This window comes from Kitasatospora sp. NPDC058444, assembly GCF_042721415.1.
In the GTDB taxonomy this organism is placed as follows: domain Bacteria; phylum Actinomycetota; class Actinomycetes; order Streptomycetales; family Streptomycetaceae; genus Kitasatospora.
On the sequence record NZ_JBHXLL010000032.1, the window covers coordinates 1 to 19,733 of the forward strand.

At 71.0% G+C, this 19,733-nt stretch carries 15 protein-coding genes; 3 read left to right on the forward strand and 12 right to left on the reverse strand.

Features of this window, described 5'->3' with window-relative positions; genetic code table 11:
• Window positions 1–445: 445 nt before the first annotated feature.
• The 9 genes from ACFWP2_RS27775 to ACFWP2_RS27815 all read right to left on the reverse strand — a co-directional run bounded on the left by ACFWP2_RS27775 (window position 446) and on the right by ACFWP2_RS27815 (window position 10,956).
• Window positions 446–1,969, reverse strand: a complete 1,524-nt coding sequence (locus tag ACFWP2_RS27775; RefSeq protein WP_380456322.1) for a CoA-acylating methylmalonate-semialdehyde dehydrogenase — start codon at window positions 1,967–1,969, stop codon at window positions 446–448.
• 262 nt (window positions 1,970–2,231) lie between these two features.
• Window positions 2,232–3,005: a nucleotidyl transferase AbiEii/AbiGii toxin family protein gene (locus ACFWP2_RS27780; RefSeq protein ID WP_380456324.1), complete on the reverse strand. Its 774-nt coding sequence runs from the start codon at window positions 3,003–3,005 to the stop codon at window positions 2,232–2,234.
• Window positions 3,006–3,162: 157 nt separating this feature from the next.
• Window positions 3,163–3,594 (reverse strand): hypothetical protein, encoded by a 432-nt coding sequence (locus tag ACFWP2_RS27785; RefSeq protein WP_380456327.1) that lies wholly within the window; start codon window positions 3,592–3,594, stop codon window positions 3,163–3,165.
• A gap of 160 nt (window positions 3,595–3,754) precedes the next feature.
• Window positions 3,755–5,149: an NAD(P)/FAD-dependent oxidoreductase gene (locus ACFWP2_RS27790; protein ID WP_380456329.1), complete on the reverse strand. Its 1,395-nt coding sequence runs from the start codon at window positions 5,147–5,149 to the stop codon at window positions 3,755–3,757.
• A gap of 63 nt (window positions 5,150–5,212) precedes the next feature.
• Window positions 5,213–6,016 carry an ABC transporter permease gene (locus tag ACFWP2_RS27795; RefSeq protein ID WP_224280157.1) on the reverse strand — a complete coding sequence of 268 codons (804 nt, stop codon included), beginning with the start codon at window positions 6,014–6,016 and terminating at the stop codon, window positions 5,213–5,215.
• The gene (locus ACFWP2_RS27800; RefSeq protein ID WP_380456332.1) at window positions 6,016–6,960 is read right to left on the reverse strand and encodes an ABC transporter permease; all 945 of its coding nucleotides are present in this window, start codon (window positions 6,958–6,960) and stop codon (window positions 6,016–6,018) included. Before ACFWP2_RS27800 ends, ACFWP2_RS27795 begins: the two co-directional genes overlap by 1 nt.
• Window positions 6,957–8,099: an ABC transporter ATP-binding protein gene (locus ACFWP2_RS27805; protein WP_380456334.1), complete on the reverse strand. Its 1,143-nt coding sequence runs from the start codon at window positions 8,097–8,099 to the stop codon at window positions 6,957–6,959. The genes ACFWP2_RS27800 and ACFWP2_RS27805 overlap by 4 nt, the downstream gene beginning before the upstream one ends.
• Window positions 8,100–8,139: 40 nt before the next feature.
• Entirely contained in the window at window positions 8,140–9,390 is a 1,251-nt protein-coding gene (locus ACFWP2_RS27810; RefSeq protein ID WP_380456337.1) for a spermidine/putrescine ABC transporter substrate-binding protein, read from the reverse strand.
• 54 nt (window positions 9,391–9,444) lie between these two features.
• Window positions 9,445–10,956, reverse strand: coding sequence for a gamma-aminobutyraldehyde dehydrogenase (locus tag ACFWP2_RS27815; protein ID WP_380456339.1), 1,512 nt, complete (start codon window positions 10,954–10,956; stop codon window positions 9,445–9,447).
• Window positions 10,957–11,227: 271 nt separating this feature from the next.
• Between ACFWP2_RS27815 and ACFWP2_RS27820 the strand changes: the two genes are divergently transcribed.
• A complete protein-coding gene (locus ACFWP2_RS27820) occupies window positions 11,228–12,880 on the forward strand; it encodes a PucR family transcriptional regulator (RefSeq protein WP_380456344.1) in 1,653 nt (550 codons plus the stop codon).
• A 134-nt stretch (window positions 12,881–13,014) separates the two neighbouring features.
• On the opposite strand, the gene ACFWP2_RS27825 is transcribed toward ACFWP2_RS27820, so the two are convergent.
• The 3 genes from ACFWP2_RS27825 to ACFWP2_RS27835 all read right to left on the reverse strand — a co-directional run bounded on the left by ACFWP2_RS27825 (window position 13,015) and on the right by ACFWP2_RS27835 (window position 17,303).
• Window positions 13,015–14,217, reverse strand: a complete 1,203-nt coding sequence (locus tag ACFWP2_RS27825; protein WP_380456346.1) for a spermidine/putrescine ABC transporter substrate-binding protein — start codon at window positions 14,215–14,217, stop codon at window positions 13,015–13,017.
• A gap of 66 nt (window positions 14,218–14,283) precedes the next feature.
• The gene (locus ACFWP2_RS27830) at window positions 14,284–15,642 is read right to left on the reverse strand and encodes an aspartate aminotransferase family protein (protein WP_380456348.1); all 1,359 of its coding nucleotides are present in this window, start codon (window positions 15,640–15,642) and stop codon (window positions 14,284–14,286) included.
• A gap of 215 nt (window positions 15,643–15,857) precedes the next feature.
• Window positions 15,858–17,303: a gamma-aminobutyraldehyde dehydrogenase gene (locus ACFWP2_RS27835; protein ID WP_380456350.1), complete on the reverse strand. Its 1,446-nt coding sequence runs from the start codon at window positions 17,301–17,303 to the stop codon at window positions 15,858–15,860.
• A 298-nt stretch (window positions 17,304–17,601) separates the two neighbouring features.
• Here ACFWP2_RS27835 and ACFWP2_RS27840 point away from each other — a divergent pair, with 298 nt between their 5' ends.
• The gene (locus ACFWP2_RS27840) at window positions 17,602–18,075 is read left to right on the forward strand and encodes an Lrp/AsnC family transcriptional regulator (protein ID WP_030243538.1); all 474 of its coding nucleotides are present in this window, start codon (window positions 17,602–17,604) and stop codon (window positions 18,073–18,075) included.
• Entirely contained in the window at window positions 18,072–19,466 is a 1,395-nt protein-coding gene (locus ACFWP2_RS27845) for an aspartate aminotransferase family protein (RefSeq protein ID WP_380456352.1), read from the forward strand. Before ACFWP2_RS27840 ends, ACFWP2_RS27845 begins: the two co-directional genes overlap by 4 nt.
• The last annotated feature ends 267 nt before the right edge of the window (window positions 19,467–19,733 follow it).

Consider the following 19,733-nt stretch of genomic DNA (forward strand, 5'->3'; position numbering starts at 1 on the left):
AACGGACGCTTCCTTCGGACCGCCTTCCAGCGGACCCTCCGGGCTTCGTTCTTTCGTGTTTCCAGCTTACCAGATGTTTTCCGCTCCGTTTCCGGCGCTTCGTTCATCCAACTCGCTGGTGTCTTCTGCGGCTTGACGCCCCGTCCGACGTTTCAAACTCTAGCCGATCCCCGCTCCGAAAAGCGAATCCGACCGCAACCCAATAAAACGAGCACGCCGAATAAGCACCAGCCGTGACGCGAAAAGCGACAACAACCGGCACGAACCGAGAAGTGGTGTTTCAGAGGATTGGCCGCCCCGGGACCGTCCGCGCCGATGCGTGTCCGGTGCTCCCTGCCAGGCAGCTCGAAGAACTGTACGCGCTCCGGCGACCGGATGCAAACGTCGTGCAAAGACCGCCGGCCGGACCCCGGGGGGAGGGGTCCGGCCGGCGAAGCCGTGCGGATCAGCTGTTGGTGGGGAAGCCCAGGTTGATGCCGCCGTGCGACGGGTCCAGCCAGCGCTGGGTGACGGCCTTGCCCCGGGTGAAGAACTGCACGCCGTCCGGGCCGTACGCGTGGGCGTCGCCGAACAGCGAGGCCTTCCAGCCGCCGAAGGAGTAGTAGGCGACCGGGACCGGGATCGGCACGTTGATGCCGACCATGCCGACCTCCACCTCGAACTGGAAGCGCCGGGCGGCGCCGCCGTCGTTGGTGAAGAGGGCGGTGCCGTTGCCGTACGGGTTGGCGTTGATCAGCTCCAGGCCCTCCTCGTACGACGCGACGCGCACCACCGAGAGGACCGGGCCGAAGATCTCGTCGTTGTAGACGGACATGCCGGGCTTCACGTGGTCGAACAGCGTGGGGCCGAGCCAGAAGCCGTCGGCCGTCGGGGAGCCGTTGCGGTCCTCGGCGGTGACCGGGTGCTTTCGGCCGTCCACGGCCAGCTCGGCGCCGTCGGCGACCCCGGACTCCACGTAGGAGGTGACCTTGTCGCGGTGCTGGCCGGTGACCAGCGGGCCCATCTCGGAGTCGCCGTTGCACCCCGGACCGACCTTCAGGGTGGCGATCCGCTGCTTGATCTTCTCGACCAGTTCGTCGCCGATCGGGTCGACCGCGACCAGCACGGACACCGCCATGCAGCGCTCGCCGGCCGCGCCGAAGCCGGCGTTGACGGCGGCGTCGGCGGCGAGGTCGAGGTCGGCGTCCGGCAGGACCAGCATGTGGTTCTTGGCGCCGCCCAGGGCCTGCACGCGCTTGCCGTAGCGGGTGCCGGTCTCGTAGACGTAGCGGGCGATCGGGGTGGAGCCGACGAAGCTGACGGACTTGACGTCCGGGTGCTCCAGCAGGCGGTCGACGGCCGCCTTGTCGCCGTGCACGACGTTGAAGACGCCGTCCGGAAGGCCGGCCTCCTTCCACAGCTCGGCGAGGAAGTTGGCGGCGGACGGGTCCTTCTCGGAGGGCTTCACCACCACGGTGTTGCCGGCCGCGATGGCGATCGGGAAGAACCACATCGGCACCATGGCCGGGAAGTTGAACGGCGAGATGATCGCGACCGGGCCGAGCGGCTGGCGGATCGAGTAGACGTCGACGCCGCTCGAGGCCTGCTCGGTGAAACCGCCCTTGATCAGCTGCGGGATGCCGCAGGCGTACTCCACGACCTCCAGGCCGCGGGCGATCTCGCCCAGCGCGTCGGAGTGCACCTTGCCGTGCTCCGCCACGATGATCGAGGCCAGCTCGTCGCGGCGGGCGTTCAGCAGCTCGCGGAAGGCGAAGAGCACCGTGGTCCGCTTGGCGATCGAGGCGGTGCGCCACCCGGTGAAGGCCGCGGCGGCGGCGGCCACCGCCTGGTCGACCTCGGCGATCTCGGCGAAGTCGACCTGGCCGGAGACCTGGCCGGTGGCCGGGTCGAAGATCTCACCGCGACGGGGGGCCGCACCGGCGGTGGCGACCGGCTTGCCGCCGATCCAGTGAATGATGTGCTTGCTCAAGGTCCGTCTGCCTCCGAAGTCCCGGGCGGCGTCCTGCCACCGGTCCGCTCTGGCGCCGCCCGCGGAGGGCCTGGCGCCGGGAAATCACGGGGCTACCGCGTTCGTCTTCCAGTCTGGTGGCAGGTTCGGCCCGGCTCAACGAACAGGCTGACGGGGATCGTGGATTCAGCCTTACAGGTCGTCCGGTCACACGGCCGAACGGGCGACACCATCGGGCGGCATTACCGTCGACAAGCACCGGGCGCCTCCACCGGGCGGGGTCTCAGGGCTCCCCGTCCTCCGGCTCCTCCAGGTACGGGTCGTGCAGTCCGTCCGCCGCCTCCCGGGTCTCCAGCAGGTCCAGCCGCAGGTCCTGCGCCCAGGCGAGTGCCCACCGCTTCCGGTCGTCCACCTCCCCGGCCGGAACGCCGCGGGCGCGGAACCGCCCGTCGGCCGCCTCGGCGAGCGTCTCCAGCCGGTCGGCCAGTGCCGTGGGCTGGAAGTCCTGGTCCAACTCCCCTGCCAGCGCGATCAGTTCGCCTTCGCGGTAGCAACGGGTGAGGGCGTGCACGTCGATCAGGTCGCGCGGCATGCCCCGGTCCACGAGCAGCGCGGTGGTCAGCGCGGCCGCGTCCTCCAGGGCGACGACCGGCAGCACCACCGGCGGCTCGTCCGGCCCGGGCGCACCGAGGTCGAGGCGGACCGGACGGTGGCCCAGCGGCTCCTTGCGCAGTTCCACCGAGTGCGACCGCCCGCCGAGCGCCAGCCGGACGGTGAGCTGTTCCAGCCGCGGTGTGCCCGGCCGCTCGACGGCCTGGCCGCCCACCGCCCGGTAGGCCTCGGCCAGTGCGGCGGCCACCTCCGGCAGGTCGGCGCCGCCGGTGACCAGGGTCAGCCCGTCCTGCGGGCAGGCCGCGACGCCGTGGGCGCGCAGCGCGTGCCCGCCGGCCAGCGCGAGGCCGTACCGGTCGCAGACGGGTGCGGCCGCCGCGGCCAGGCGCAGCTGGGCGGGGCCCGGGCGGAGGGACGCGTCGACGGCGTGCGGGACGGTGGTCACGCCTCCAGTCTGACGCGACCGACCGCCCGGCGCGCCACCACCGCCGGGCGCCCCCGCGCACGCCGTACACCCCGTGCAGCCCTTGCAGCCCGTGAAGCCCGGATAGCCCGTGAAGCCCGGATAGCCCGGGCGACGCCCGGCCAAGCGCCCGGAAGGCTCACCAGCCGCTGAGCCTCGCCACCGCCTCGTGCAGGGCGAGCTCCAGCAGCACCGGGTCGTTGAGCCGCCCGGAGCCGTCGGGCGGGACCAGCCAGCGCACGCCCCGGCTGCTGCGCTCGGGGTGCGGGACGACGATCCAGGTGCCCTCCCCCGCGCTGCGCACGCCGGTGCCGATCCAGCGGGCCGCCGTGCCGACGGGCACCAGGAAGCTGACCTGCTCGCCGCCGAAATCGGTCAGGACCGGACCGCGGGTGCGCGGGTCCGTGATCTCCAGGGCCGGGCGCCCGAGCCGCCCGGGGACGGAGAGGACGTCCCAGCGTCGGCCGGCCGGCAGCAGCACCAGGCCCAGCCCGGTGCTCTCCCACTGCTCCCGGAAGGACTCCGGGTCCGGTGCCACCTGGGCGAGCCAGTGCAGTCCGGTGGTCTCCATGTCGTGTCCCCGCTTCTTGCCGTTCGATCCGTTCGGAGACGGCGGGAGGAACGAGACCCGCCGTCACCAGGGAGAGGCGGACGGCGGGTCCCGATTACACGACTTGCACGACTTACACGAACTCAACGACCGGGAGTGCCCGGCTGGAGGCGGTCACGCTTCAGCTGTCGAAGCCGAGCCCCAGCCGGTCGAGGGTGCGCAGCCAGAGATTGCGGTGGCCGCCGTTGCGGTCCGCCCGTTCCAGCGACCGGGTGGTGAGTTCGATCCCGGCCCAGCGCACCGGCTCGGGCGGGAACGGCAGCGGCTTGCTGCGCACCATGTCCAGCGAGGTGCGCTCGGTGCGCTCGCCGGTGAGCAGGTCGAGCATCACCTCGGCGCCGAAGCGGGTCGCGCCGACGCCGAGCCCGGTGTAGCCGACCGCGTAGGCGACCTTGCCCCGGTACCCGGTGTCGAAGAACGCCGAGAACCGGCTGCAGGTGTCGATCGCGCCGCCCCAGGCGTGGGTGAAGCGCAGGCCCTCCAGCTGGGGGAAGCAGCGGAAGAAGTGGTTGGCCAGGGTGCGGAAGGTCTCCGGCCGCTGGTCGTACTCGTGCCGGACGTGGCCGCCGAAGTGGTAGACCGCGTCGTAGCCGCCCCAGAGGATGCGGTTGTCGGCGGAGAGCCGGAAGTAGTGGAACTTGTTGGCGCTGTCGCCGAGGCCCTGCCGCCCGCGCCAGCCGATCGAGGCGAGCTGCTCGTCGGAGAGCGGCTCGGTCATCAGCGCGTAGTCGTACACCGGGACGACGTACGGGCGGACCCGCTTGAGCAGCGACGGGAACACGTTGGTGCCGAGGGCGACCTTGCGGGCGAAGACCCGGCCGTACGGGGTGCGGACGGCCATGCCGCTGCCGTGCTCCCGCAGGTCGGTGGCCCGGGTGTGCTCGTGGATCCGCACGCCCTGGCCCAGGCAGGCGTCCTTGAGGCCCCAGGCGAGCTTGGCGGGGTGGACCATCGCCACGCCCTCCTTGTCCCAGAGGCCGCCGAGGAAGGTCGGCGAGTCGACCTCGGCGCGCAGCTGGTCGGCGTCCAGGACGGTGATGTCGAAGCCGTACCGGGCGACCGCCTCGGCGATCTCGTGGAGCTCCTCGACCTGGTGGGGCTGGGTGGCGACGTCGATCTCGCCGGTGCGCTCCCACTCGGCGTCGATGCCGTAGCGCTTGAGGGTGGCCTCGATGCCGTCGAGGTTGGCGGCACCGAGGCGTTCCAGCTGGGCCAGTTCGGACGGCCAGCGGTCCAGGCCGTTGCCGAAGCCGTGGGTGAGGCTTGCCGCGCAGAATCCGCCGTTGCGCCCGGACGCGGCCCACCCGACCTCGTTGCCCTCGACCAGCACGACGTCCAGCGAGGGGTCGCGCTCCTTGGCGATGAGGGCGGTCCACAGGCCGGAGTAGCCGCCGCCGACGACCAGCAGGTCGCAGGTGGTGTCGCCGACCAGGGCGGGCAGCGCCGCCGGCCGGCCGGGATCCTCCAGCCAGAAGGGGGTGGGCCTGGCGTCACTGAGTGCGCGGGCGGAATCCATGCATTATCAGCCACTTTCTACGAATAGATGACGGTATGACGTGCCACCGCTGTCGACCGTACGTCAGGCGGTGGCCTTCCGACGGTTGCCCAGCCACTGGCCGACGACCGTCAGCACGACGGCGGCGAGGAACATCGCGGTGCCGATGACGTTCACCTGCACCGGGATGCCGCGCTGCGAGGCGCCCCAGACGAACATCGGGAAGGTGACCGTGGTCGGCCCCGAGTTGAACTGGGTGATGATGAAGTCGTCGAAGGAGAGCGCGAAGCTGAGCAGCGCGCCCGCCGCGATGCCGGGCGCCGCCAGCGGCAGGGTGACCCTCAGGAAGGTCTGGGTGGGGGTCGCGTAGAGGTCCTGGGCGGCCTGTTCGAGCCTCGGGTCCATGCTCATCACGCGTGCCTTGACCGCCGTCACCACGAAGCTGAGGCAGAACATGATGTGCGCGATGAGGATGGTGGTGAAGCCGAACGGGATGCGCATGTTGAGGAAGAGCGTCCCCAGCGAGGCGGCCATGACCACCTCGGGCATGGCCATCGGCAGGAAGATCATCGCGGTGGTGGCCGACCGGCCGCGGAAGCGGTAGCGGGCCAGCGCGAAGGCGACCATGGTGCCGAGCACGGTGGCGCCGATGGTGGCGAGCACCGCGATCTGCAGGCTGAGCGAGAGCGACTGGCACATGTCGGCCACGCCGCAGGGGTTGGTCCAGGCGTCGGTGGAGAACTCGTTCCACTCGTAGTTGAACTTGCCCACCGGCTTGTTGAACGAGAAGGCGAGCACGACCAGGTTGGGCAGCACCAGGTAGGCGAGGGCCAGCAGGCCGGCCAGCACCACCAGGTGGGCGCGGATCCACTTGAACATCCGGGACATCAGACCAGATCCTCCGTCCCGGCCTTGCGCATGTAGACCGTCACCATGCCCAGGATCAGGGCCATCAGGATGAAGCTCAGCGCGGCCGCCGTGGGGTAGTCGAGCACGTTCAGGAACTGCTTCTGGATGCCGTTGCCGACCATCTGCTCGCTCGGCGAGCCCAGCAGCTGGGCGTTGATGTAGTCGCCGGAGGCGGGGATGAAGGTCAGCAGGGTGCCCGCGACCACGCCCGGCAGCGAGATCGGGAAGGTGACCTTGCGGAAGGTGGTGAACGGCCGGGCGTAGAGGTCGCCGGCCGCCTCGTGCAGGCGCGGGTCGATCCGCTCCAGCGAGGTGTACAGCGGCAGGATCATGAACGGCAGGAAGTTGTAGGTCAGGCCGCAGACCACCGCGAGCGGCGTGGCCAGCACCCGGTCGCCGTCGGTCAGGCCGAGCAGGTTGGTGACGTCCAGGACGTGCAGCGCGTTCAGCGCGCCGACCACCGGGCCGCCGTCGGACAGGATGGTCTTCCAGGCCAGCGTGCGGATCAGGAAGCTGGTGAAGAACGGCGCGATGACCAGGATCAGGATGACGTTGCGCCAGCGCTTGCTCGCCTTGAAGGCGATCGTGTACGCGAGCGGGTAGCCGACGGCCAGGCAGAGCACGGTGGCGACGGCCGCGTAGGAGAACGAGCGCAGGAAGTGCCACTTGTACTCGACCAGGGCGTCCCAGTAGGTCGAGAAGTGCCAGGTGACCTTGAAGCCCTCCTCGAGCGAGCCGGTCTGCAGCGAGGTCGACCCCTGGTAGAGCATCGGGACGGCGAAGAAGATCACCAGCCAGGCGATGCCGGGCAGCAGCAGCCAGTACGGGGTGAGCTTGCGCCGGGGCTTCGACGCCGGTTGCTCCAGGGGGCTGCCGTCGGGGGGTATCGCCTGGGACGGCGCGGCCGGGGCGGTGGCGGTCATGCGGCCTCCTCCCCGGTGCCCGCGTCGATCGCCTGCGCGGCGTCCAGCGCGAAGGAGTGCGCCGGGTTCCAGTGCAGCTGGACGGCGGCGCCGGGGACGATCCGGGCGTCGCGCTCCATGTTCTGCTCGAAGACGGTGACCTCCTGGCCGCCGTCGGTGCGCACCACGTACTGGGTGGAGACGCCGATGAAGCTGGAGTCGAGCACCGTGCCGGTCAGCCGGTTGCGGCCGTCGGCGACCTGCTCGGAGGCGTGGGTGATGGTGATCTTCTCCGGGCGCACGCCCAGGTGGACGCGCTTGGCGTCGGTGGCGCAGCGCGCCTTCGGCACCGCGAGCCGGGCGCCGGCCGCGCTGAGCAGCAGGTCGCCGCCCTCGGCTCCGGTGACCTCGGCAGGCAGCAGGTTGGACTGGCCGAGGAAGTTGGCCACGAAGGTGGTGGCCGGGTTCTCGTACAGCTCCGCGGGGGCGCCCAGCTGCTCGACCCGGCCGCCGTTCATCACCGCGATGGTGTCGGCCATGGTCATGGCCTCCTCCTGGTCGTGGGTGACGTGCACGAAGGTGATGCCGACCTCGGTCTGGATCCGCTTGAGCTCCAGCTGCATCTGGCGGCGGAGCTTGAGGTCGAGCGCGCCGAGCGGTTCGTCCAGGAGCAGCACCTGCGGGTGGTTGATCAGCGCGCGGGCGACCGCGACGCGCTGCTGCTGGCCACCGGAGAGCTGGTGCGGCTTGCGCCGGGCGTACTGGCCGAGTTCGACCAGCTCCAGCATCTCCTCGACCTGCTTCCTGACGTCCTTCCGGCCGCGCCGGCGCAGGCCGAAGGCGACGTTCTCGAAGATGTCCAGGTGCGGGAAGAGCGCGTAGCTCTGGAAGACGGTGTTCACCGGCCGCTTGTACGGGGGCAGGGCGGTGACGTCCTGGCCGCCGATCAGGACGGTGCCGCTGGTGGGCTCCTCCAGGCCGGCGATCATGCGCAGGGTGGTGGTCTTGCCGCAGCCGGAGGCGCCGAGTAGGGCGAAGAAGGAGCCCTGCGGGACGGTCAGGTCGAGCGGGTGGACGGCGGTGAAGGAGCCGTAGGTCTTGCCGATGCCGGTGAGCCGGACGTCGCCGCCGACGGCCGCGTCGCGCTGCTGGTCTGTCATGGGGTGGTGTCTTCCTGGGTTTCTCTGCCGGGAGGTGGGGTCAGGCGCCGATGAGCTTGGAGAACTTCTGCTCGAAGTCGCTCTCCTCGCTCTCGGAGAGCGTGCGGAACACGTGCGCCCTGACCGCCATCTCGGGGGTGGGTACGACCAGCGGGTTGGCCGCGGTGTCCGGGGCGATGCCGGCGAGCTCGTCCTTCATCCCGGTGACGGCGGAGACGAAGCCGATGCCCGCGACCAGCTGCGCCGCGATCTTCGGCTGATAGTAGAAGTCGATCAGCTTCTCCGCGTTCGCCTTGTGCTGGGCCTTGGCCGGAACCAGCATGTTGTCGGTCGAGGCGATGTAGCCCTTCTCCGGGATGACGAACCCGATGTCCGGGTTGTCGGCCTGCAGCTGGATCAGGTCGCCGCCCCAGGCGATGCAGGCCGCGATGTCGCCGGCGGAGAGCTCCTGGCCGTAGTCGTTGCCGGTGAAGCGGCGGATCTGCTTGCCGTCCACGGCCTTCTGCAGCCGGGCGACCGCGCCGTCGTAGTCGTCGGCGGTGAACCTCGCGGTGTCCTTGCCCTGGTCCAGCAGGACCATCCCGATGCTGTCGCGCATCTCGGAGAGGAAGGTCACCCGGCCCTTGAGGTCGGGGTCGTCCAGCAGCTGGGAGACGCTGGTGACCTCCTTGCCCCTGGTCGCCTTGCGGTTGTACGCGACGACGGTCTGGATGCCGGCCCACGGGTACGAGTAGAGCCGCCCCGGGTCCCAGTCGGGGGCGCGGAAGCGCGCCTCGATGTTGGTGATCGCGGTGGTGACGTTCGCCGGGGTGAGCTTCTGCGCCCAGCCGAGCCGGATCAGCCGGGCGGCCATCCAGTCGGTGAGCACCATCAGGTCGCGGCCGGTGTCCTGGCCCGCGGCGAGCTGCGGCTTGACCTTGCCGAAGAACTCGACGTTGTCGTTGACGTCCTCGGTGTACCTGACCTTGATGCCGGTGGCCTCGGTGAAGGCGTCCAGGGTGCCGTGCTTCTCCTTGTCCTTCTCGTCCGTGTCCACGTACAGCGGCCAGTTGGAGAAGTCGACCTCCTTCTGCGTCTCCGAGAGGTCCGTGGCGGCGTTCGCGGTCGAGTCGCCGGTCGCCCGGGGAGCCGCCGGGATGCCGCAGGCCGCCAGGGTGCCCGCTCCGGCGGTCAGCGCGGCGGCGCGCAGCAGGGTGCGGCGGCCGAGCGCGGCCCGGCCGCTGGTCAGACTGCGTTCCCAGGCCCTGCGGACCGGTTCGGGCAGACCGTCGGTGAGCTCGTTGAACGCCATGGAACGGGCCTCCTGGGGGAGATGGGGTGTGGGGGCACCCGCTTGGTCCGGGGGTTATCTGTCTCCGAAGACGGTGCGGTGCCAGTCCTTGCGGGCCACCGCGGTGGTGTCGAACATGACGTGCTTCACCTGGGTGTACTCGTCCAGCGAGTACTGGGACATGTCCTTGCCGTAGCCGGACGCCTTGTAGCCGCCGTGCGGCATCTCGCTGATGATCGGGATGTGGTCGTTGACCCAGACGCAGCCGGCCGCGATCTCCCGGGTGGCGCGCAGCGAGCGGTGCACGTTGCTCGTCCAGGCGGAGGCGGCCAGCCCGTACGGGGTGTCGTTGGCCAGCCGCAGGCCCTCGTCGTCGCCGTCGAAGGGCAGCACGACCAGCACCGGGCCGAAGATCTCGCCCTGCACGACCTCGCTGTCCTGCGCCGCGCCGGTGATCAGGGTGGGCGGGTAGTACGCGCCCCGGGTGAGGTCGGAGCCGTCGTGGCCCTTCTCCGGGACCCGGCCGCCGGTGACCACGGTGGCGTACGAGCGGGCGCGCTCCACGAAGCCGGCCACCCGGTCCCGGTGGGCGTACGAGACCAGCGGGCCGAGGTCGGTGCGCGGGTTCAGCGGGTCGCCGATCCGGATCGCCGCGAACAGCTCGGCCACCCCGGCCACGAAGGCGTCGTACAGCGGGCGCTGGACGTAGGCGCGGGTGGCCGCCGTGCAGTCCTGGCCGCCGTTGATCAGCGAGGCCGCGACCGCTCCGTGCACCGCGGCGTCCAGGTCCGCGTCGTCGAAGACCACGAACGGGGCCTTGCCGCCGAGCTCCAGGTGGGTGCGCTTGACGCTCGCGGTGGCGATCTCGGCGACCCGCCGGCCGACACCGGTGGAGCCGGTGAAGGAGACCATGGCGACGTCCGGGTGCCCGACCAGGTGCTCGCCCGCGGTGCGCCCGGCGCCGGTGACCACGTTGACCACGCCGTCGGGGATGCCCGCGGCGGTGCAGGCCCGGGCGAACATCAGCGAGGTCAGCGGGGTCAGCTCGGCCGGCTTGAGCACGATGGTGTTGCCCGCGGCGATCGCCGGGAGGATCTTCCAGGCGGCCATCTGCAGCGGGTAGTTCCACGGCGAGATCGAGCCGACCACGCCGACCGCCTCGCGCCGCACGTACGAGGTGTGGTCGCCGGAGTACTCGCCGGCCGCCTTGCCCTCCAGGTTGCGGGCGGCGCCGGCGAAGAAGGCGGCGTTGTCGACGGTGCCGGGCACGTCGAACTCGGTGACCAGCTTGACCGGCTTGCCGGTCTGCGACGTCTCCACCCGGGCCAGGTCGTCGGCCGCCCCGGCCAGGACGGCGGCCAGCCGGGTGAGCGCCTCGGAGCGCGCGCCGGGGGTGGCCGAGGACCAGCCCGGCAGGGCGGCCCGCGCGGCGGCGACGGCGGCGTCCACGTCCTCGGCGGTGGCCAGCGCGACCTGCTCGACCACGCTGCCGTCGGCGGGGTTGACGACCTGGAAGGCTTCTCCGCTCCCCCGGGTCTGGCGGCCCGCGATGTACTGCGCGCCCGGGCCGAAGTCGGTCAGGTCCATCTGGTTCCTCCAAGTGCCGTGGTTCGACCGCTGCGGGATCACGCGTCCGCGCCGGGGGTCTGCGGTCCCGCTGACCTTGCCTGCTGCGGGGTTGGGGTGACAAGGGTCACTTCGCCAACCTCGGCGCGAAGGGCCTTACAGGATGCAAGGGTGCGGGCAGGGCAACACCTCGTCGGGGGGATGGATGATTTACCTGACACTCTGACTGCACCACCCGAACCAGATCGCCCGGAGCCCCCGCTCCGGCTCCCCAAGGCCCCGGAGGCCCGCGATGCTCCCCACCGTCGCCCGAGTCCTCGACCTGGACGTGATGCGGCGCGGCCTGCCCCAGGTGGTGGCCGGCGCCGACCACCTGGAGCGGCCGGTCCGCTGGGTCCACGTCAGCGAGCTGCCCGACGTCGCCGGGATGCTCCGCGGCGGCGAGCTGGTGCTGACCACCGGCATCGCCCTGCCCGAGGACCGCGAGGGCCTGGCCCGCTACGTGCGCGAGCTGGACGAGGTCGGGGTGGCCGGCCTGGTCGTCGAGTTCGGGCGGCGCTACTTCGACTCGCTCCCCCGCGCCCTGGTCAACGCCGCCGAGCAGCGCGGACTGCCGCTGATCACGCTCCGCCGCGAACTGCGCTTCGTCGCCGTCACCGAGGCCGTGCACGCCCTGGTGGTCAACGCCCAGCTGGAGCAGCTGAGGGTCTCCGAGTCCGTCCACCAGGTCTTCAACGAGCTGGTGGTGGAGGGCGCCGAAGCACCCGAGGTGATCCGCCAGGTGGCCAGGATGGCCGGCGCCCCGGTCGTCCTGGAGAACCTGGCCCACCAGGTGCTCGCCCACGACACCGCCGGGCGCCCGGAGGCCGAGGTGCTGGAGGACTGGGAGCGCCGCTCGCGCGGGGTCCGTCCCCCCGGGCGCACCGGCCACGACCCGCGCAGCGGCTGGCTGGTCACCACCGTCGGCGCCCGCGGCCAGGACTGGGGCCGGCTGGTGCTGGTGCAGGAGCCCGGCCCGCTGCCCGGGGGCGAGGCCCACCCCCACACCATGCTGCTGGAGCGCGGCGCCTCCGCGCTGGCGCTCAACCGGCTGGTGGTGCGCGACCGGGAGAGCCTGGAGCGGCAGACCCACCGCACCCTGCTGTCCGGCATCCTCACCCACGCCCTGACCGTCTCCGAGGCGGCGCTGCGCGCCCAGGCCCTCGGCGTGCCGCTGGAGGGCCGCCGGCTGGTCGGCGTGGTGCTGCGGCAGCGGCGCGGGCCGATCCCGGCCGCGCTGGAGGCCCAGGCCCGGCTGCGCGACTTCACCGAGCTGGCCGCCGGCGCCGTCCGGGCCTGCCGGCTGACCGCCCTGGTCGGCGCGCTGGACGACGAGGCCGTCGGCCTGCTGATCGCCCTCGGCACCCAGCAGGACGAGCACGCCGCGCTGGACGCCCTGTCGGCCGCGCTGCGCCGGATGTCGGCCGAGGCCGGACGGGAGGGCGGCGACCCGGCGGGCCCGGTGGTCGCCGTCGGCTCCTCGGTCGGCTCGGTGCGCGACGCCCGGCGCACCCTGCTGGAGGCCACCCAGGTCGCCGACGCCGCCCTGCACGACGCGCCCGGCGGCCGCAGCTCCTCCTACTACCGGCTCCCGGACGTCCGGCTGCGCGGCCTGCTCCACCTGCTGCGCGACGACGCCCGGCTGCAGACCTACGTGGAGCGGGAGCTGGGCCCGCTGCTGGCCCACGACGCCGAGCACAACGGCCAGTTGGTGCAGATGCTGCGGATCTACCTGGAGCAGGGCCGCAACAAGTCGGCCGCGGCGGACGCGGCGCACCTGTCCCGGCCGTCCTTCTACGACCGGTTGCACAAGGTCGAGCGGATCCTCGGCGTCGACCTCGACCAGGTGGAGTCCTGCCTCTCCCTGCACGTGGCGCTGCTCGCGCTGGACGCCGTCCGGCGCTGAGGACGGTGCCGGGAACGGTGCTGAGAACGGTGTCGAGAGCGGTGTCGAGACCAGCGCTGGGAGAGGCGCTCGCCGAGACCGGCCGAGTGAGGCGCCGAGGCCCACGCGCGCCGCGGGGCGCCCGGCCCCGCGCGTCAGACCCCGGTGATGCGTCCCCAGACCTTGTGCAGCTCCGGCCGCTCGGCCGAGGTCACGTCGCGCATGGTGCGCAGCCGGGCCCGCATCTCCTCGGTCGGGAAGACCAGCGGGTTCTCGGCGAGTTCGGCCTTCTCCTTGTCGCCGCTGGCCGCCAGCACCTCGCGGGCGGCCGGCACCGGGCAGATGTACTGGACGAAGGCGGCGAGTTCGGCCGCCACCTCGGGCTGGTAGTAGTAGTCGATCAGCAGCTCGGCGTTGCGCTTGTGGGCGGCCCGGTTGGGGATCATCAGGCTCTCCGCCCACAGCTCGCCGCCCTCCTCCGGCACCACGAACTCGATGTCCGGGTTCTCGGCGGTGAGCTGGACGGCGTCGCCCGAGTAGGCCTGGCAGGCGAGCGCCGCGCCGGAGGCCAGGTCGCTGGTGTAGTCGTTGCCGGTGAAGCGCCGGACGTGGCCACTGTCGACCGCCTTCTGCACCAGGTCCATCGCCTTGCGCGCGTCGTCGTCGGTGAACTTCGCGATGTCCGCGCCCTGGGAGAGCATCAGCAGCCCGAGTGCCTCGTCCATCCCGGCGAACAGCGTGACCCGGCCCTTGAGGTCGGGCGCCCACAGGTCGGCGGTGGACTTGATCTCCCGGCCGAGCGCCTTGCGGTTGTACGCGATGCCGGTGATCCCGGACTGCCAGGGCACGCTGCGCCTGCGCCCGGGGTCGAAGGCCGGGTCGGCGAGCTGCGGGTCCAGGTTGGCCGTGACGTTGGGCAGGTTGGCCCGGTCCATCGCCTGCACCCAGCCGAGCGAGACGTACCGTCCGGCCATCCAGTCGCTGACCACCATCAGGTCGCGGCCGGGGGCGGCGCCCTGGGTGAGCACCGGGCTGATCTTGCCGAAGAACTCGTCGTTGTCGTTGATGTCCTCGGTGTACGTGACCTCGATCCCGGTCTTCTCGACGAAGGCGTCCAGGGTCGGGCGCCCGCCCTCGTCGTCGGTGTCGATGTACTGGGTCCAGTTGGAGAAGGCGAGCCGCTTGTCGCTCTCCGAGCGGTCCGGCGCGGAGCGGCGGTCCTCGGCCACGTACGCGGACGGGATGCCGCAGCCGGTCAGGGTGCCGGCGCCGAGCAGCGCGGCCCCGCCGAGCACGGAACGTCGGCGCAGCGCACGGGAGTCGGCGGAGCGGCGGGTCAGGGTGGTGCTGCTGGGCATGAGCGGCCTTCCGGAGCGTGGGACGGCCCCGGGCACGGGGTGCTCGGGGCCGTCCTGGTAGGTACGTCAGACAGTGTGCGCGTCGGTGAGAGACAGCACCTCGTCGAGCACCGCGAGGCCGGTCTTGGCCTCCTCCTCGGTGACGGTGCACGGCGGGACGACGTGGAAGCGGTTCATGTTGACGAACGGCCAGAGCCCGCGCTGCTTGCAGGCGGCGGCCAGCTCGGCCATCGGCGCGTTGCCGGCACCGGCCGCGTTGTACGGCACCAGCGGCTCGCGGGTCTGCCGGTCCTTCACCAGGTCGAGCGCCCAGAACACGCCGAGGCCGCGGACCTCGCCGATCGACGGGTGCCGCTCGGCCAGCTCGCGCAGGCCGGGGCCGAGCACGGTCTCGCCGATGTGCTTGGCGTTCTCGACGATGCCCTCCTCCGCCATGGTGTGGATGGTCGCCACCGCGGAGGCGCAGGCCAGCGGGTGGCCGGAGTAGGTGAGCCCGCCGGGGAAGGCCCGCTCGGCGAAGGTGGCCGCGATCTCGGCGCTGATCGCCACGCCGCCCAGCGGCACGTAGCCCGAGTTGACGCCCTTGGCGAAGGTGAGCAGGTCCGGGGTGACGCCCCAGTGGTCGGCGGCGAACCACTCGCCGGTGCGGCCGAAGCCGGCCATCACCTCGTCCAGGATGAACACGATCCCGTAGCGGTCGCAGATCTCCCGCACCCCGGCCAGGTAGCCCGCCGGCGGGACCAGGATGCCCGCGGTGCCGACCACGGTCTCCAGGATGACCGCCGCGACGGTGCCGGGGCCCTCGAACGCGATCACCTGCTCCAGGTGCTCCAGCGCGCGCTCGCACTCCTGCGCCTCGTTCTCGGCGTGGAAGTTGGAGCGGTAGGGGTACGGCCCCCAGAAGTGCACCACGCCGGAGACGCCGCTCTCGTTGGGCCAGCGCCGCGGGTCGCCGGTGAGGGCGATCGCGTTGGCGGTGGCGCCGTGGTACGAGCGGTAGGTGGACAGGACCTTCTGCCGGCCGGTGTGCAGCCGGGCCAGCCGGATGGCGTTCTCGTTGGCCTCGGCGCCGCCGTTGGTGAAGAAGATCTTGTCCAGGTCGCCGGGGGTGCGCTCGGCGATCAGCCGGGCGGCCTCGCTGCGCGACTCGACCGCGAAGCCGGGGGCGATGGTGCAGAGCTTCGCCGCCTGCTCCTGGATCGCCGCGACCACCTTCGGGTGCTGGTGACCGATGTTGGTGTTGACCAGCTGCGAGGAGAAGTCGAGGTAGCGGTTGCCGTCGTAGTCCCAGAAGTACGAGCCTTCGGCGCCGGCCACCGCGAGGGGGTCGATCAGCGCCTGGGCGGACCACGAGTGGAAAACGTGCGCGCGGTCGGCGGCCTTGACGGCCTGGCCGGCGGCTGAGTCAGCGGTGGGGATGCTCATGCCGGTAAGGCTAGGGCGGCCCGTCCCGGAAGGGCAGTTCCATCGTGTCAGCCGGTCGCGCCAACCGTCGACAGGGTGCAAAGACGGTGGGCCCGGGTCGAGGAGACCCGGGCCCACCGTCAGTTCAGCCGCTCATCAGATCGCGGTCATGCCGTGCTTGACGGTCATGGCCCGCTCAGATCGCGGTCATACTGCGCCCAACCGTCATGACCCGCTCAGATCGCGGTCATGACGTGCTTCACCCGGGTGTAGTCCTCGAAGCCGTACGCCGACAGGTCCTTGCCGTAGCCGGACTTCTTGAAGCCACCGTGCGGCATCTCGGCGACCAGCGGGATGTGGGTGTTGATCCAGACGCAGCCGAAGTCCAGGCGACGCGACATCCGCATGGCGCGGGCGTGGTCCTTGGTCCACACCGAGGAGGCCAGCGCGAACTCGACGCCGTTGGCGTACGCGACGGCCTGGTCCTCGTCGGTGAACTTCTGCACGGTGATGACCGGGCCGAAGACCTCGTTCTGGATGATCTCGTCGTCCTGGTTCAGGCCGGAGACGACGGTCGGGGCGTAGAAGTAGCCCCGGTCGCCGACCTGGTGGCCACCGGCCTCGACCTTGGCGTGGGCGGGCAGCCGCTCGATGAAGCCGGCGACCTGCTTCAGCTGGTTGGCGTTGTTCAGCGGGCCGTACAGCACGTCCTCGTCGTCCACGCCGCCGGTCTTGGTCTCGGCCGCGGCCTTGGCCAGCGCCTCGACGAAGGCGTCGTGGATCGACTCGTGCACCAGCACGCGGGTGGCGGCGGTGCAGTCCTGGCCGGCGTTGAAGTAGCCCGCCACCGAGATGCCCTCGACGGCCTCGGCGATGTCGGCGTCCTCGAAGACCACGACCGGGGCCTTGCCGCCCAGCTCCAGGTGGACGCGCTTGACGTCCTTGGAGGCGGACTCGGCGACCGAGATGCCGGCGCGCACCGAACCGGTGATGGAGGCCATCGCCGGGGTCTTGTGCTCGACCATCAGCTTGCCGGTCTCGCGGTCGCCGCAGATGACGTTGAAGATGCCGGCCGGCAGCTCCAGCTCCTTGAGCACGCCGCCGATGATCTCGGCCAGCAGCACGGTGGAGGCCGGGGTGGTGTCGGAGGGCTTCAGCACGACGGTGTTGCCGGCGGCGATGGCCGGGGCGAACTTCCAGACGGCCATCATCATCGGGTAGTTCCACGGCGCGACCTGGGCACAGACGCCGACCGGCTCGCGGCGGATGATCGAGGTCATCCCGTCCATGTACTCACCCGCGGCCTTGCCCTCCAGCATGCGGGCGGCACCGGCGAAGAACCGGATCTGGTCCACCATCGGGCCGATCTCCTCGGAGAGGGTCAGCGCGCGGGGCTTGCCGGTGTTGCACACCTCGGTGTCGACGATCTCGTCGGCGCGGGCCTCGACCGCGTCGGCGATCTTGAGCAGCAGCTTCTGGCGGGTGCTGGGGGTGGCGTCGCGCCAGATCGGGAAGGCGGCGTCGGCGGAGGCCATGGCGGCGTCCACGTCAGCGGCACCGGACAGCGGCGACGTCGCGTACACCTCGCCGGTGGTCGGGTCGACGATGTCGAGCGTGCGGCCGTCGGCCGCGTCGACGAACTCACCGTTGATGTAGTTGCGCAGCGTGCGAAGGTCGCTCACGGATCTCTCCTCGGTCTGGGCCTGCGGCATTGCAGATTCCGGCGCAATGGTACGTCGGCGGATCCGGCGTACGAAGGGTCCCGAGTGGCCGCGCCCGGAGCGACGCGGTCCACTGGTGGCGGTACGTGCGCGGGCCCTCGGGGTCGCGCGCGTACCGTGCCAGGGTAGCCGCACGACTGCCGGTATCGACAGGCCGATCCCTGTTCAGCGATGAAATCCGCATGGGTTTTCCAAGATCACGACGAAATCAGCAGCTACCACGCTTGCGAACACGGGAGCGATCAGGCACAGTGGCCGCGTGGCCAACCGCGACCGGAACGCCAGCGTTCCCCTCGACGCCGCCTCCAAGGCGATCATCGAGCAGCTGCAGGAGGACGGGCGTCGCCCGTACGCCGCCATCGGCAAGGCCGTCGGCCTGTCCGAGGCGGCCGTGCGACAGCGCGTCCAGAAGCTGCTCGACCAGGGCGTGATGCAGATCGTCGCCGTCACGGACCCGCTCACCGTCGGCTTCACCCGCCAGGCGATGGTCGGGATCCGGGTCGAGGGCGACATCGAGCCCGTCGCCGACGCGCTGGCCGCCCTCGACGAAGTCGACTACGTCGTCTGCACCGCAGGCTCGTTCGACCTCCTGGCCGAACTGGTCTGCGAGGACGACGAACACCTGCTCGAACTGATCAACAAGCGCATCCGCGCGCTTCCCGGCGTGCGGAGCACCGAGAGCTTCGTTTACCTGAAGCTCCGGAAACAGACCTACACCTGGGGCACCCGATGACAGCCGACCCGGCGCAGAAGGACCTTTCCAAGACCGCCTACGACCACCTGTGGATGCACTTCACCCGCATGTCGTCGTACGAGAACTCCCCCGTGCCCACCATCGTCAAGGGCGAGGGCACGTACATCTGGGACGACAAGGGCCGGAAGTACATCGACGGCCTCGCCGGCCTGTTCGTCGTGCAGGCCGGTCACGGCCGCACCGAGCTCGCCGAGGTCGCCGCCAAGCAGGCCAAGGAACTCGCGTTCTTCCCGATCTGGAGCTACGCGCACCCCAAGGCCGTCGAGCTGGCCGAGCGCCTGGCCAACTACGCCCCGGGCGACCTGAACAAGGTCTTCTTCTCCACCGGCGGCGGCGAGGCCGTCGAGACCGCCTGGAAGCTGGCCAAGCAGTACTTCAAGCTGATCGGCAAGCCGACCAAGTACAAGGTCATCTCCCGCGCCGTCGCCTACCACGGCACCCCGCAGGGCGCGCTGTCCATCACGGGCCTGCCGGGCCTGAAGGCCCCGTTCGAGCCTCTGGTGCCGGGCACCCACAAGGCCCCGAACACCAACATCTACCGCGCCCCGTCCTTCCTCGAGGGCCCGGACGGCACGGTCGACCCCGAGGCGTACGGCCGCTGGTGCGCCGACGAGGTCGAGGTCGCCATCCTCAACGAGGGCGCCGACACCGTCGCCGCCGTCTTCGTCGAGCCGGTGCAGAACGCCGGCGGCTGCTTCCCGCCGCCGCCCGGCTACTTCCAGCGCCTGCGCGAGATCTGCGACCGCCACGACGTGCTGCTGGTCTCGGACGAGGTCATCTGCGCCTTCGGCCGCCTCGGCACCATGTTCGGCGCCGACAAGTTCGGCTACCAGCCCGACATGATCACCTGCGCCAAGGGCATGACCTCGGGCTACTCCCCGATCGGCGCCACGATCATCTCCGACCGCCTGGCCGAGCCGTTCTACAAGGGTGACAACACCTTCCTGCACGGCTACACCTTCGCCGGCCACCCGGTCTCCTCGGCCGTGGCGCTCGCCAACCTCGACATCTTCGAGCGCGAGGGCCTCAACCAGAAGGTCCTCGACAACGAGGCCGCCTTCCTGGGCACCCTGAACAAGCTGCGCGACCTGCCGATCGTCGGCGACGTCCGCGGCAACGGGTACTTCTACGGCATCGAGCTCGTCAAGGACAAGGTCACCAAGGAGTCCTTCAACGACGACGAGGTCGAGCGCGTGCTCTACGGCTTCCTGTCGAAGGCCCTGTTCGACAACGGCCTGTACTGCCGCGCCGACGACCGTGGCGACCCGGTCATCCAGCTGGCCCCGCCGCTGATCTCCGACCAGTCGACCTTCGACGAGATCGAGCAGATCCTGCGGACCAGCCTCACCGACGCGTGGGCGAAGCTCTGATCCCCTGAGCCCTCTTCCCCACCCTCCGCCGAAGGGCGGTCCCGCTCCCCGCGGGGCCGCCCTTCGGCGTACCCGCCCGGTGCCCCGCCCCTTGATTCGCCCGTCCCGTCCCCTTGTCCGCCAAGCGGAACATCACAGTCGTACGACCAAACATGCCTGAATGCGGGTGATTTGCCCGTGATGGACCAGAGCGCCGCAACCGCGACCCGCACCTGTCGTTCTAATCTGACGACTGTCATATCCCTGCGGCCACCCAGGATGGATCCT